Below are 13085 nucleotides of genomic sequence, written 5' to 3'. Positions count from 1 at the left end.
ATATCTATAACAACACTTCTTGTATCAGCCAGCAAGTATTTGGTGCCGTTAGGCCACATAGCACTTACTATAGCATCCATTGCACAAACTGCCTTCCCAACTGCCTACTCCCTTACATCAGGTTATTCAGCCCTCAGAATATCCGTAACAGGGTCATAGCCAAGTCTGATAACTGAGTTTCCTATAATCATAGAAGCATCTTGCTTTTATATCAGCAACTGTAGGGAAAAAACAACACCAGATACTATTTACTTTACAAGACCGAATTATTTATGTGCTATCACATCAGTTTATATGTGATAACTCCTCAACCAATTGCATACTACAGATCCAAATCTGTGTGTAACACATCTTGCTTCAACCCTCAGCATCCAAAGATGATATAGCAGAAAGGCAGTTCAACAGTATTGCTTCAGCAGGAGCAACCTTAGCCTCTGCCTTATGCGTATTACCCGTGCTTTAAGGTTGTATACAGCCTTTCTTCAAAATACTGGGTAACACCACTTAATCTTGCTACATGCCCGAAACATCTTTTAGACCAGCTTATCAAATTGTTTTTGTAGGCATTAGCCCTACCTCCATAGATTACATGAAGGCATCCTGGCTTCGCCCGGTCAGCAGTGAAGAGTACCGGGAGGGTACACAGGTTTTCTATCAGCAGGCAATGGCACACCATGTGAGCCGGCTCCTGATCGACTCTGTCAGAACAAATGTTCCAGTGGTAGCCGACATGCACTGGACCAGCAACTACATAAATTCACTACAAAACCTGACAGTTAACCGCTTGGCTCGTTTGCTCTCAGATGACATTTTTCATGCACTCTTTGTAGAAAGCGTAGAGGAAGGACTACAGGTGCCAAACCTACAGATTATGTATTTCAGGAACGAACAGGACGCCGTAAAATGGCTTATGTCCGAACCGGAGAAAACGTTAGGCTAGTTACACTTCGGTGTTGGTTATCAATTTATAAGCTGTGTCTCTAGGGATGCCACTCCCCTAACAGTCCACATTTCGTGCTCGTCACTGAAAGTTACAGCCAAACAAAATTGCACCCTTTTTAGCTGCACAAAGTATAAGTAGGTATCACCGGAGAAGGTAACAAGCAATAATGTCAGTGCCCGAAAGCTGGCAAAGACCTTTGCTTATGCCACTAGTCCCCTTCTAGCGGAGTTAAAAGGAACCCGCTGAATTGACTGTAAATCTCGAGGCACGATCACCAGCATTGTACTATTGTGCTTGAAGCCTTCCTGGCAAATTTAAGATAAGACTATGAGCACCCCCTTAACACAAACCTATTTTACCCCTGCACAACTGGATCCCATGGACATGGGTCCTTTCACAGATATCTACCAAAGTATAGCAAACAAAGTGAGTGACACGGAATACCCGTGCGTTGGCGCAAAGGCTGCCTTAAACTCTTCACAGCTCCGGATCGGCATATACGGCAAAATGGCCACAGCGGCAAGTACCGAACAGCTCGGAAGTGACCTGAAGCACTACATAAAAGAGACCTTGGCAGCCAATAGCGAATATATGACCATGATTGCTGTATTTACTGAAGAGGGACCTGCTACTGAACTTGAATTTGAGGAGAAACTGTGGGCACAGCTGCAGCTTCTCCACAACAGCGACGACAACCCTCACCCTTGGGACCCGGATGTAAGCAGCAATCCACAAGACTCAAACTTCAGCTTCAGCTATAATAAAACCGCCTTCTTTGTGGTTGGTCTTCACCCCAACGCCAGTAGAAAAGCCAGGAGATTAGGCTACACTGCAATGGCATTTAACCTGCACCGTCAGTTCGAACAGCTGCGCGAGAAAGGCGTTTACGGGAACATGAAAAAAGTAATTCGTGAGCGGGACGTAGCCTACGATGGCAGTATAAACCCTATGCTAAATGATTTTGGTGAAGGTTTGGAGGCGCCGCAGTACAGCGGGCGCCATGTAGACAGCAGCTGGAAATGTCCATTCCTGGCAGGTAAACTTTAAGTAGTAGTAAGTATAAAAATAGAGATGACAGAAACTATAGCCAAACAAACTGGCGCCGCTCTCAGGCTAAAAAAAGGAGATAAATTAAAAGTAATTGATCCTGAGGGCGAACAGGTAAGCGATATGGTTCTTTTTAACGCTGAGGACAAGCGCGAGAAACTTTCTTCCGGTAAAACGCTTGACTTCGAAGAGACTATCCTCATCACCAAGGGGCATCATCTTTGGAGTAACCGCAGCAACAAAATGATGGAGATACTCGAAGATACCAACGGCCGAAACGACTTCTTACTGGCTCCTTGCAGTCCCGAGACTTTTCAGATCATGTACCAGAACCCAGACTACCACCCCAGCTGCTTTGAGAACCTCCATACAAACCTGGCAAAGTATGGCATAGAGCCTGATGACATTCCCACGGCTTTTAACATCTTCATGAATGTACAGTTTGCACCGGATGGTAAACTATCTGTAGACCCACCTACTAGCCAAGCCGGTGATTATGTGCTGCTGGAGGCCAAGATGGACTTGATTGTAGGGCTTACAGCTTGCTCTGCAGAACAGTCAAACAACTACAGTTTTAAGCCGATACAGTATGAGATAATTCCGGCCCAGGATTAATATAGGTTCGAAAATATAACAACTACTTGCACAGGTGCCGCTAGATTAACGTAATTTACTGGGTAAATGCTTAGCCCTATCTCGGGCGACAGTTTTACAGCAGCATTGTGTGATAACCTCCTTAGACAATAAAGAATGGCCACAGGACTTTTAGCTCTACTTGATGATGTATCTGCACTTGTAAAAGCAAGCGCGGCTAGTTTAGATGACGTACCCACGCAGGTGGCAAAAACCACAGGCAAGGTGTCTGGCATTGTGATAGACGACACTGCAGTAACACCAAAGTATGTGGTGGGATTAGACTCCTCGCGCGAGCTCTCCATCATCTTCCAGATAGCTAAGAAGTCCTTGCTCAACAAGGTACTCATACTGAGCCCCGCGGCCCTGCTCCTGGGTTTCTTTGCCCCTTGGGCTATTACCCCTATCCTGATGCTGGGCGGAGCTTTCCTGTGCTTTGAGGGCTATGAGAAAGTGCACTCTATGTTCAGCAAGTCTCATGATGATACAGGACATGGCACTGGAGAGCAACCTCAGATAATAACTCCGGAAGAACTGGAGAAGGAAAGAGTGAAAGGGGCTATCCGCACCGACCTGATCCTATCGGCTGAGATAGTTGCCATCACTTATTCAACCGTAGCTGGCACACCTTTGTTGAACCAAATTGCTGTAATGCTGGCTGTGGCCATCTTCATTACCATTGCCGTTTATGGTTTTGTGGGCTTGATTGTAAAAGCTGATGACATTGGTATGTACATGGCCAGAGAAGACAATAGCCCACAGCTCAGGGAAGTTGGTCATGGCATCGTTAAGTTCATGCCGGTATTCCTGAAAGTTCTTAGTTATGTTGGTACTGCAGCCATGCTATGGGTAGGAGCCGAAATCATCGCCCACGGCATTCCATTTACAAGCCATGCGCTGCACGACCTGGAGCACGCCCTGGAAAACGTGCCTGCTCTTGCCTGGCTCGCAACGGTGGTAGTAAGCGCCTTGGCGGGCTTAGCTTTAGGAGCACTGATAGAGCGGATTGTAAAAATTGTGCGACGGCTTTTCTAGAACTTCCGACATAAAAGTAAAAGCCGCTCCAGTTAAACTGGAGCGGCTTTTACTTTTAAACCACCTGCAGCTGCTGCATATAAGATGCCCCGACAGGCACCTCGTTTTCTTTGATAGTTACCTGGTGCCGCTCTATTTTATCGATCCTGTTTTTAGCCACGATGTAGGAACGGTGCACACGGACAAATTTATCAGCAGGCAGCGTATCGGTAGCTTCGCTGACTGTCATGCGGGTGAGCAACTTTTTATCCTCCAGCACAAAGGTTACATAGTTACCCGCCGCCTCTAAGTATAAAATCTCTTCATAGTATACTTTCACCTGCTCATAACCCGTCTTCAGGAAAACATAGTCTTTAGCTGGTGCTGATGTGCCGCGTAACTGTGATAACTCGTGAGCCTTATTGCAGGCTTTTATGAACCGCGGCAGCGAGAAAGGTTTCAGCAGGTAATCAATGGCATCGAGCTCAAAGCTGGTAACAGCGTGTTCTGAGTAAGCAGTGGTAAACACCACCATTGGCTTTTTCTGCAGACTAGTCACGAATTCTAACCCTGAAATGTCTGGCATCTTAATATCCAGAAACAGCAGGTCTATAGGTTCGTTTTGCAGGTACTCCATTGCTTTAAAGGCGTCGGTAAAGCAGGCAACCAGTTCCAAGAAGGGCACCTTTGCGGCATGGGACCGCACCACCTCCAACGCCATTGGCTCATCGTCTATTGCTATTGCTCTCATACCTGCATTTATACTTTCTCCTGAAATATACTTAAAACCCACTTATAGTTCGATTGTCAGGTGCACAAAGTACTCCTCCGGCGTTTCTCGGATAATCAACTCATACTTCTCTGGGTACAACAGCTCAAGGCGCTGCTTCACATTCTTCAGCCCCACCCCTGACTTGTCCTTCTCAGGGTCGTTCTCCAACTTTTTGTGCGTGCTGTTGTATACGTCAAAATACAGCTTGTTCTGGTCGCAGTGCAGGCTTATCCGTATCCAAGATTTCTGCTTCAGACTAATGCCATGTTTAAAGGCATTCTCCACAAAGGGGATCAGCAGCATCGGGGCAATATATTTCTGGTCCAGCACCTCTTCTATATTCGTCTCAATCACGATTTCAGGAGAGGCAGATGTGCGCAGCAGCTGCAAGTCGATATAGTTACGCATGTACTCAATCTCGCGGGCCAGCAATATTTTTTGCTGATGATTTTCGTGCAGCATAAAGCGCATCATGTCGCCAAGCATCTGTATTCCTTGTGCCGTGCGCTCACTGTTTTCCTGCAGCGCTGTACCGTAAAGCGTGTTAAGGGCATTAAACAGAAAGTGCGGATTAATCTGCGATCTCAAAAAATCAAGATTGGCTGCAGAACGTCCTAGCTCCTTTTTCAGCACGTATACTTCTTCCTTGCCTTTTTGCTGGCGCTGATATAACATCCAGGTTGCAGGCGCAGTGATAACTAGCTGAAACAGGGCATTGAAAAAGCTAATCCCAAAAGCAGCGTCCTCGTCATGCAGCATTGGAAGCAAAAGTAAAGCAGCAGGCAAGTATGACAGAACAAGTACCAACAGCACCCTTAACTCGTAAGACAGTAAAGGACGTTTTGCTGCAAGCGATTTGGGTATAAGGGAGTAAAAAGAGAAGAAGTATAGCAGTATGGCACAGAGAGATACTATAGTCCAGACTGCTGTTATTTCTTCCCCTACGTCAAACACTACCAGTATAAACACACTCACCAACCACACCATAAAAGCTGTGATCAAATCTTGGGTCACCATTCTATACTTTGATTGTATAGCAACAGAGTTAGATAACAGGTAAAGCCCAAAATATTTGATGAACGTGTAAAAGCCGAATACTAGCAACAACCGCAGGGTATTCTGAAAACTGCTTTGAAAAGTATAATTCCAGAATTCCTGCACGTAATCGTACTTGGTTATGAGATAACCCTTGTAGTAAGTGTCTGTTATGCCTGTTACTACTCCAACGGCTACAAACGCAGCCAGAACAAGCAGGACGTTCAGCCATACAGATTCCCTGTGGATCAGCTTGGGGGCTACCTTAAAATTTAGCAGCAGGAAGGCAAGGTAAACAACGGTAAAGCGCACCAACTGGGGCCAGAAAAAGTGCTCGTAATAATGAAACACTAAATTAGTGTTCTGGAAGTAGAACTCGTTTGGGCTGTAGTCTATGGATAGCGAGAACAGCGAAAAAACGTAGATGGTGGTAGCAGCCCAGAACTCTACCTTATTCCGTTGGATAGGTTCGGCCATGATATTTTTTAGTGCGACATCATTCATAGATTAATAATAAAAGAATGTGTTGATGAAATTTAATAAAAGTGATGAAAGCCAAAAAGTTTGTGATGAATAAGGATTGTTATACTTGCCGCTGAATATCAGCAACTATTTATACATTGAGCCAATGCCAAGTATGAAACATAACCATGCTATACAGCTTTTTCAATGCTACCGAAGCAGACTTCTCCTGCGTCAAAGTACTGTGGAGTAGACATTATGCACATCAGTGTAGATTTTCCAGCACTGTTTGGCGGCAGTAGACTGTCTATGCCGGACAATATTGTTAGACTAATGTTCAGATTTGCCTGTACCCGATTGAGGTAGGTTTTTGCCAAGTTTATAATAGATGATTTCGTAGTTTATTTTGCCTTTCAATCCCACTCACCCACCACTTCTGCTTTTCATAAGACAAGAATAGATAAGCTAAAAAAGGGCATCAATCAAAAGTGATGAAGGGCAGGAAAGATGTGATGAGTAGCAGTATTAGGTTTTTCAGTAAAGCACTTGCTGAACCGAGAGAGGTCACCAAGAGTTAGCATGACCTGCTCTTGCTTTGCCACGCATAAATAAAGGATGGTTAGGTAGCCACAATACTATTGCAAAGGAAGCTCCTGTTGAGGTTGAATTGAGTTTCTTTCTAAGCTATTAGTACAAGAAAAGATAAACTATGGAATCAATGAAGGTTAGCAGGCACCCATGCTAACCTTCATTTTTAAAGTAAGCGCTGGACAACCTGAACAAGATAAGTTTTGGGACCAACAGCTTATAAAAACTGCGGTGATTTGCTTAGGCAGTAACAGAAAAAATGCGCATCTGAACCAGTTTAAGCCAGAGAGTAATAAAGAGCACCTGCTAGCTGTCGAGCTACTGGTAAGCCAGTTTTTAATTAAGGAGTAGTAAGAGGGATAGAGGCGGGAACAACATATGAGGCTAAGACCTAACTATTAGGCAGTAAGCCACTGAGTAGCCTCTTCAACATTCATGAAAGTCTGTATTTCTACCTTAAGCTGTGTCTCCTGCTTTACTTCTTGGATGGCTTGTGCTCTAAGCGAAAGGTCCGGGACTACTCGTGCAAGCTTTCTGACACGAGTTGCTACCAGGGAAACGGCAAAGTTTGTGATGATAGTTTTGTAGCGCTCTTGAGGTATTTCGACAACACCCTTCCTTGTATCAGCAAGCAGGTACTTTATGTCATATAGCCTTAAAGTACTAACAATTGACTCGATAGCATACTCCGCTTCTGCAACCGTATACTCCTTCACATCAGGCCATTCTACATGGAGAACATCTGTTGCGGGATTATAATCAAGTCTTAGTACCGGGTTTTCTATGATCATTAGTGCCTGTTTGCTATTAGCAACGGTGAATTTAAAAAATTCATTCCTTAAGGCAACCTTTATGATTGAATTCCGTACTTGCCTGACTTAACCCGTACAAATACTTATGTTGGCTCACTCCCATCACATTGTTTATTTACCTTGAACAAAAGAGATAATCTTCTGCTGCTGCACCTGGCTCTGGCATGTATTTTACTACCTAACGTGGCTGAAGTCTATATAAGAAACGTCTATTTGTGGAGCCGCCCCATCAACTTGACAACATAAAAAACCGTCTATTTAAGTACACTAGCGAAAACAGGTTACTTCTCCCCTACTTGCAGATATCTCGCTAAAGCCACCTGATGATGAGGAAGGCTTGACACTTTGCTTCTTTGGTCTACTACAGTAAAAAAGCCGCTTCACCTTAAATGGAGCGGCTTTTTATTTCCCCACTATCCCTCCTTCACTTCCAGCCTAACGGCTGCTGCCAGGTAACAATAAGTAAAGCGAGAAGGCTCCGACAGCCATTACCAGGTCGCGTACGGCAACATCGAAGTACTCACCGGTAAGCAGCAGGTTAACAGCAATGCCTACCAGCCACAGGCTTACCACCAGTGCTCCGATTTTTGGTTTAACTAACACCAGCACGCCAGCTATGATCTCAATAATACCTACCATCTTCATAAAAGCGTCTGTACTGAAAGGCAGTATATCTGTCACCACTGGTGCCAAGTATTTATTCCAGTTGGTAAGCAGGTGAGTGAATTTATCGATCCCCGCTACAATTGGAACCAGCCCAAACGTGAACTTTAACAGGTTAGCGGTAGTAGCAAGGCGGTCATAAGCAGGGCGCTCTGCACTATGTGAACTGGTTGTGGTTGATGCGATTGTTTCCATGATCTTACCCTCCTTTTTAATTTGATTCTACCCTTTAGATGGTTGCGCCAAAAAAACGTTACAAATAAATGTAACATTCTGAGAATCACGTCATCTAACAACTATCAATTGTAAAGAGCATGAAGCAAATAACAGCAACCGAAAAAGCAGCGATAACCGATGCAGCAGTGGTAAGCCGTGTACTTGCCGGTGAGGTATCGCTGTATGAGCTGCTGATGCGGCGACACAACCAAAAGCTATACCGGGTAATCAGAAGTTACCTTAAGCAGGAGCAGGAAGTGGAGGATGTGATGCAGGATACTTACCTGAAGGCCTATGAGAAGCTGTATCAGTTTCGCAGCGACGCCCTATTCTCTACCTGGCTCATTCGGATCGGGATCAACAATGCGCTGGCACGGCTGCGTGAACAGAAACGGCTTATAGCCGCACATCTGGTAGACCAGCCAGAGGACTTTTCTTACCTGTTAAACCAGATCACTACCTCTATGAACCCCGAGCAATTAGCAATAAAGCAGGAAGTAAAACAGCTGCTGGAAAAAGCCATCGACAGTATTCCTGGAAAGTACAGGGTCGTTTACATGCTGCACGAAGTGGAGGGCATGCCCATAACGGAAGTTGCTAAGTGCCTAGACCTGTCGGAGAGTAACGTAAAAGTAAGGTTGCACCGGGCAAAACTGATGCTGAAAGAGAGCTTGCTTAAGCTATCTGCTAGTAGGGATGTATTTGAGTTTGGGAACAAGCGATGCGACGCGGTGGTGGCGCACGTACTTAAGGCACTGCCTCCAGATAAGGAAGTATAAAGTTGTATGAAGGCTCCCAGAGGAAAGACAGTGGCCATTGGCGGCAACGAAGACAAGGGTACGGCTCCTACCATTGAGGCTGTTGAACTGAGGCATCCCTCGAACTTTCTTGACCATGGAATCCTCAAGCGCATTTATGACGAGCTATTTGGCCTCGGCACCAGAATTGAGGTTATCACTACGGCCACCCGCTTTCCCGATGAAGTGGGAAAAGTATACACAGATGCCTTTCTAAAGCTTGGGTGTGATAATGTTGGCGTGCTGCCCATCCAGGAACCTGCCGACGCCTGGAAGCGGGAATACTTGGAGCGCCTTTGCAAAACAAACTGCATCATGCTGAGCGGTGGCAATCAGGTGCGACTGCCCCAGATGTTATCGGGTACAGAGGCGCTGTGTGTGGAGAATCTTATACTGCACGTCTTACCAAAAGGCCAGCAGTACCACTTGAATTTCGGCGAATTTACACCTCGCTAAGCAAGCCGCAGTGGTTAAAGACTCCTGCACTGAAAGTATAAAAATAACAGCTGAACCCTACTTCTGCCCTTATCATACACATGCTTTGCTTAAGAGGATGTAGGTGTATGAAGGTCAAGTTAAAAGATGCTAAAATTTTACAAACCCAAGGCAACCATTTAAACAAACGCTCCGTGATGGGAGCGCAAATTCTGGAAAAGTGAGCGGAACAGAAGGCAAAGAGTTGGAAGCAATGCTTCAGGGGTGCCTGAAACAGGACCGTGAGGCACAGAGAAAGCTTTACAAGCATTTCTTCGGCTATGCCATGAGTATTTGTACCCGCTACTCAAAAGACCAGGAAGAAGCAAAGGAAGTGCTCAACGATGGTTTTATGAAGGTGTTTACCCGACTAAAGCAGTACGATACCCAGAAGCCATTTAAATGGTGGCTGCGGCGAGTCATGATCAACACCGCGCTGGACAACTACCGGCATAACCTGAGGAACTACCACCTCCGGAACATTGAGGCAGCAGCACCCACGGCAGACCCTTACGATGTAGTGCAGCAGATCAACTATGAATACCTGATCTCGCTGGTGCAAAAACTATCGCCGGCATATCGAGCGGTGTTTAACCTCTACGTGATAGACGGATACAACCACGAGGAGATTGCGCAGATGCTAGGCACCACCGTCGGCACATCTAAGTCAAACCTTGCCAAAGCAAGAGCCAATTTAAGGGAGGCACTAAAAAAAAGCAGGATTGAAGAGTTTAAGCAATATGTCTGACGAAGAACTTGATGACCTGTTCCGGAAATCAGCCGAGAGGTATGAACCTCCCTTTGACGAGGAGGCCTGGGAGGCTATGGAGCAAAGGCTGGACAGCAGGAGGACTATCTGGGCACGCATGAAGCGCTTTATCCCCCTGCTACTGCTGGCACTGCTGGTAAGCGTGGGGGCATGGTGGCAGCTAGCCAACGAACCTGCTGCCCCATCAGAAAAAATTCGGACCGCTGAAGAAGATACTGCTGGACAAGATACACGCTCCTGGGGGCAAAAAAGCGAAAGTAAGGTTGCTGCATTACCAGAGCTCTCTCCGGAGCCGGTACAGCCGCCAAGCTCGAACAAAGGAACTGTTAATGTAGCCCCTGTGAAAGCTGTTAGCAGCAAGACTCCTGAAGTCATAGCGAAACGAGGTGTGCCGGTGAAACCACTGGTGTCGGTTGCGACAGAGGTGAAGCAGCGAGTACCAAGTATGGCGACAAACGTAGGAGACACGGCAGGTGCTGGTGCGCGCCTGAAGGCGCACCTACCAGACTCGGTCTCGCAGGTGGCGCTACAGAAGGCAGCGCAGCCTGAAGCACCTGATAGCAGCAGCCAAAAGCCGAAAGTGAAAGAACAGGCCTTTCTGAAAAACATCACCCTGTCCCTTGTTCTGGCCCCGGACTTTACAACCGTCAGGTTCCGGGAGCCCGACCAGATAAGCCTGAATGCAGGCCTGCTGGTAAGTGTGCCGCTTAGCAGCCGCTTCAGCCTGGTAACCGGCGTGATTGGTGCCAACAAAGTCTATTATACAGAGGCAAAAGAATATGAGCCCTACCCCGGCTACTGGACTGGTAAATCACTGCCGGATGAAATTGAGGCAACATGCCAGGTACTCGATATTCCTCTAAACCTGCAGTACCTTGTCTGGAAACATGGCAAAAACAAGGTTTACGTGCAGGCAGGTGTCTCCAGCTATCTCATGTTGCACGAGAAGTATACTTATACCTACGAGCACGCGGGGCAGGATACATACAGCAAAAGCTGGGAGATATCGAATCGGAATAGGCATTGGTTTGGCATGCAGAACCTGTCTGTTGGGTATACGCGCAGACTTTCCCCTGCTTTTGTGGTTGGGGCGGAGCCTTTCGTAAAAATCCCACTGTCAAGCATTGGCGAAGGGCAGGTGAAGCTGACAAGCGCAGGCATATTTTTCACGGCAGGCTATACGCTGGACAGATAACAACTCGCTTCCGGAAGCATGATCATACTACCACTATAACACAGCCTGGCCTGTGTTAGGAAGAATCTCTATGACCTTTAATTACACTTTTAAACTTGATTTTTACAGATATGAAAACGCACCGAATTTCTTACGGAATACTGACCACCTTATTGCTTAGCCTGATGCTTGGCCTGGGCGGCTGCAACGATGACGATGACGACGATGCAAACCCAACACCAATGGAAGAGATCGTTATGCTGAAGGATGCTACCCTTAGTGGCACGCAGGAGGTGCCGCCTAACAACTCAGCAGCAACCGGCACCTTTAAGGGGCAATACAATAAGGATACAAAAAGACTGTCCTATACTATAACGTTTGCGGGCATTACCCCCACCGCCATGCACTTCCATAAAGGAGAGGCAGGCATGGCTGGGCCTGTGGTGGTCCCAATCAACCCCGGCTCTAACCCTTACTCCAGTTCAAATCCATTCGAAAGTCCGCTCTCCGGAACAACCCCGGCACTAACGGCAGAACAGGAGGCTGACCTGCTGGCAGGCAACTGGTTTCTAAATGTACATAGCGCTGAATTTCCGGATGGAGAAATCAGGGCCCAAATCACGCAGTAGGCAAGCATTGCCGCCTGACCGTGAAGCTCACTTGCGGCCGGGCGGCATCCCTTTTACCTGTATTGATTCCTACACCTAATAACAGAACATGTATGGCACAAATCCGACCTGTTTATAAAGTAATGCTGGGCCTCCTGATTTCTGTGGCTGCAGCCTGTACCGACGACAACGCAGAAGACCTGATGCCGCAGCCAGCCCGGCAGCAATGCGATACCTCTGCTATTACCTTTTCAGGTTCTGTGGTGCCTATACTTGCCACCAACTGCTACGGCTGCCACACAGCCAGCATAGCCGAGGGTGGAGTTGTGTTGGACGAGTATGAGGGCGTAAAGGAGGAGGCTGACCATGGGCACCTGATAGGCGTGATCACGCATACGCCTGGATTTCCGCCTATGCCGCAGGGCGCCCCTAAACTCACAGACTGCGACATTGAAAAGATACGGAAATGGCTGGAGGCAGGTGCACCGGACAATTAACTTCTGATCATGAAACGGATTATCATACTTATTTGTCCACTGCTCCTCTTCAGCTATGCTGATACGCTGGCACAAGGCAGGTTCTTTACCAAAACCGGCCATATCTGGTTCTTTTCAGACGCTCCCCTGGAAGATATTGAGGCGCATAACCGGAAGGTGGTATCAATTCTTGACATGGGCACGGGAGAGATGGCGTTTTCCGTACCGATGAAGCAATTCCAGTTCCGAAAGTCCCTGATGCAAACCCATTTTAATGAGAACTATGTGGAGTCTGACAAATACCCGAAAGCCACCTTCAAAGGAAAGGTTACTAACATCAAGACTGTTGACCTGAACAAAGAAGCAGCCTATAAGGTGCGGGTGACGGGGGTGCTCAACATCCACGGAAAAGACAAAGCCATAGACACGGTGGGGGTGCTGGAAGTAAAGGCGGGGCAACTGCTCGGCAGATCCACCTTCTCTGTTACACCCCAGGAATTTGATATTAAGATACCACGGCTGGTGCGAAACAATATCGCCAGGCGCATTGACATCACAGTGGATATAGTTTACGAACCATTAAAGGGCAACAGCCTTTAAGC

Annotated in this window: 15 protein-coding genes; 11 read left to right on the top strand and 4 right to left on the bottom strand. The window is 46.8% G+C overall.

What is annotated here, in order from left to right; all coding sequences use genetic code 11:
• The first annotated feature begins 517 nt into the window (after positions 1–517).
• The 4 genes from PKOR_RS15020 to PKOR_RS15005 all read left to right on the top strand — a co-directional run bounded on the left by PKOR_RS15020 (position 518) and on the right by PKOR_RS15005 (position 3658).
• The gene (locus tag PKOR_RS15020; protein ID WP_046311779.1) at positions 518–940 is read left to right on the top strand and encodes a hypothetical protein; all 423 of its coding nucleotides are present in this window, start codon (positions 518–520) and stop codon (positions 938–940) included.
• A 330-nt stretch (positions 941–1270) separates the two neighbouring features.
• Positions 1271–1990 carry a guanitoxin biosynthesis heme-dependent pre-guanitoxin N-hydroxylase GntA gene (gene gntA, locus PKOR_RS15015; protein ID WP_084694814.1) on the top strand — a complete coding sequence of 240 codons (720 nt, stop codon included), beginning with the start codon at positions 1271–1273 and terminating at the stop codon, positions 1988–1990.
• A 24-nt stretch (positions 1991–2014) separates the two neighbouring features.
• The gene (locus PKOR_RS15010) at positions 2015–2605 is read left to right on the top strand and encodes a DUF1989 domain-containing protein (RefSeq protein WP_046311776.1); all 591 of its coding nucleotides are present in this window, start codon (positions 2015–2017) and stop codon (positions 2603–2605) included.
• Positions 2606–2740: 135 nt separating this feature from the next.
• Positions 2741–3658, top strand: coding sequence for a DUF808 domain-containing protein (locus PKOR_RS15005; protein ID WP_046311775.1), 918 nt, complete (start codon positions 2741–2743; stop codon positions 3656–3658).
• Between the two features lie 55 nt (positions 3659–3713).
• Here PKOR_RS15005 and PKOR_RS15000 read toward each other — a convergent pair whose 3' ends face one another.
• The 4 genes from PKOR_RS15000 to PKOR_RS14980 form a co-directional block, all read right to left on the bottom strand.
• Positions 3714–4388 (bottom strand): LytR/AlgR family response regulator transcription factor, encoded by a 675-nt coding sequence (locus PKOR_RS15000; protein WP_046314542.1) that lies wholly within the window; start codon positions 4386–4388, stop codon positions 3714–3716.
• 42 nt (positions 4389–4430) lie between these two features.
• Positions 4431–5921, bottom strand: coding sequence for a histidine kinase (locus tag PKOR_RS14995; protein ID WP_235336514.1), 1491 nt, complete (start codon positions 5919–5921; stop codon positions 4431–4433).
• Between the two features lie 971 nt (positions 5922–6892).
• Positions 6893–7285: a hypothetical protein gene (locus PKOR_RS14985; RefSeq protein ID WP_046311770.1), complete on the bottom strand. Its 393-nt coding sequence runs from the start codon at positions 7283–7285 to the stop codon at positions 6893–6895.
• Positions 7286–7741: 456 nt separating this feature from the next.
• On the bottom strand, positions 7742–8164 hold the full coding sequence (locus PKOR_RS14980) for a tRNA (5-methylaminomethyl-2-thiouridylate)-methyltransferase (RefSeq protein WP_084694813.1): 423 nt from the start codon (positions 8162–8164) through the stop codon (positions 7742–7744).
• Positions 8165–8283: 119 nt separating this feature from the next.
• Here PKOR_RS14980 and PKOR_RS14975 point away from each other — a divergent pair, with 119 nt between their 5' ends.
• The 7 genes from PKOR_RS14975 (at position 8284) to PKOR_RS14945 (ending at position 13083) form a co-directional block, all read left to right on the top strand.
• The gene (locus tag PKOR_RS14975) at positions 8284–8964 is read left to right on the top strand and encodes an RNA polymerase sigma factor (RefSeq protein ID WP_046311769.1); all 681 of its coding nucleotides are present in this window, start codon (positions 8284–8286) and stop codon (positions 8962–8964) included.
• 6 nt (positions 8965–8970) lie between these two features.
• On the top strand, positions 8971–9438 hold the full coding sequence (locus PKOR_RS14970; protein WP_052738883.1) for a type 1 glutamine amidotransferase family protein: 468 nt from the start codon (positions 8971–8973) through the stop codon (positions 9436–9438).
• A gap of 199 nt (positions 9439–9637) precedes the next feature.
• A complete protein-coding gene (locus PKOR_RS14965) occupies positions 9638–10204 on the top strand; it encodes an RNA polymerase sigma factor (protein WP_084694812.1) in 567 nt (188 codons plus the stop codon).
• Positions 10197–11420: an outer membrane beta-barrel protein gene (locus PKOR_RS14960; RefSeq protein WP_046311767.1), complete on the top strand. Its 1224-nt coding sequence runs from the start codon at positions 10197–10199 to the stop codon at positions 11418–11420. The genes PKOR_RS14965 and PKOR_RS14960 overlap by 8 nt, the downstream gene beginning before the upstream one ends.
• A gap of 110 nt (positions 11421–11530) precedes the next feature.
• Positions 11531–12028 (top strand): CHRD domain-containing protein, encoded by a 498-nt coding sequence (locus PKOR_RS14955; protein WP_052738882.1) that lies wholly within the window; start codon positions 11531–11533, stop codon positions 12026–12028.
• A 92-nt stretch (positions 12029–12120) separates the two neighbouring features.
• Positions 12121–12504 (top strand): cytochrome c family protein, encoded by a 384-nt coding sequence (locus tag PKOR_RS14950; protein ID WP_046311765.1) that lies wholly within the window; start codon positions 12121–12123, stop codon positions 12502–12504.
• Positions 12505–12513: 9 nt separating this feature from the next.
• Positions 12514–13083, top strand: coding sequence for a YceI family protein (locus PKOR_RS14945; protein WP_046311763.1), 570 nt, complete (start codon positions 12514–12516; stop codon positions 13081–13083).
• The last annotated feature ends 2 nt before the right edge of the window (positions 13084–13085 follow it).

Source organism: Pontibacter korlensis (genome assembly GCF_000973725.1).
Classification (GTDB): Bacteria; Bacteroidota; Bacteroidia; order Cytophagales; family Hymenobacteraceae; genus Pontibacter; species Pontibacter korlensis.
Note: the sequence above shows the minus strand (reverse complement) of the source record. Positions and strands in the feature narration are given on the sequence as shown.

Coding starts and splice junctions, on each gene's coding strand:
- PKOR_RS15020 (WP_046311779.1), top strand. CDS start 518: ATGCCCGAAACATCTTTTAGACCAGCTTATCAAATTGTTTTTGTAGGC.
- gntA (WP_084694814.1), top strand. CDS start 1,271: ATGAGCACCCCCTTAACACAAACCTATTTTACCCCTGCACAACTGGAT.
- PKOR_RS15010 (WP_046311776.1), top strand. CDS start 2,015: ATGACAGAAACTATAGCCAAACAAACTGGCGCCGCTCTCAGGCTAAAA.
- PKOR_RS15005 (WP_046311775.1), top strand. CDS start 2,741: ATGGCCACAGGACTTTTAGCTCTACTTGATGATGTATCTGCACTTGTA.
- PKOR_RS15000 (WP_046314542.1), bottom strand. CDS start 4,388: ATGAGAGCAATAGCAATAGACGATGAGCCAATGGCGTTGGAGGTGGTG.
- PKOR_RS14995 (WP_235336514.1), bottom strand. CDS start 5,921: ATGGCCGAACCTATCCAACGGAATAAGGTAGAGTTCTGGGCTGCTACC.
- PKOR_RS14985 (WP_046311770.1), bottom strand. CDS start 7,285: ATGATCATAGAAAACCCGGTACTAAGACTTGATTATAATCCCGCAACA.
- PKOR_RS14980 (WP_084694813.1), bottom strand. CDS start 8,164: ATGGAAACAATCGCATCAACCACAACCAGTTCACATAGTGCAGAGCGC.
- PKOR_RS14975 (WP_046311769.1), top strand. CDS start 8,284: ATGAAGCAAATAACAGCAACCGAAAAAGCAGCGATAACCGATGCAGCA.
- PKOR_RS14970 (WP_052738883.1), top strand. CDS start 8,971: ATGAAGGCTCCCAGAGGAAAGACAGTGGCCATTGGCGGCAACGAAGAC.
- PKOR_RS14960 (WP_046311767.1), top strand. CDS start 10,197: ATGTCTGACGAAGAACTTGATGACCTGTTCCGGAAATCAGCCGAGAGG.
- PKOR_RS14955 (WP_052738882.1), top strand. CDS start 11,531: ATGAAAACGCACCGAATTTCTTACGGAATACTGACCACCTTATTGCTT.
- PKOR_RS14950 (WP_046311765.1), top strand. CDS start 12,121: ATGGCACAAATCCGACCTGTTTATAAAGTAATGCTGGGCCTCCTGATT.
- PKOR_RS14945 (WP_046311763.1), top strand. CDS start 12,514: ATGAAACGGATTATCATACTTATTTGTCCACTGCTCCTCTTCAGCTAT.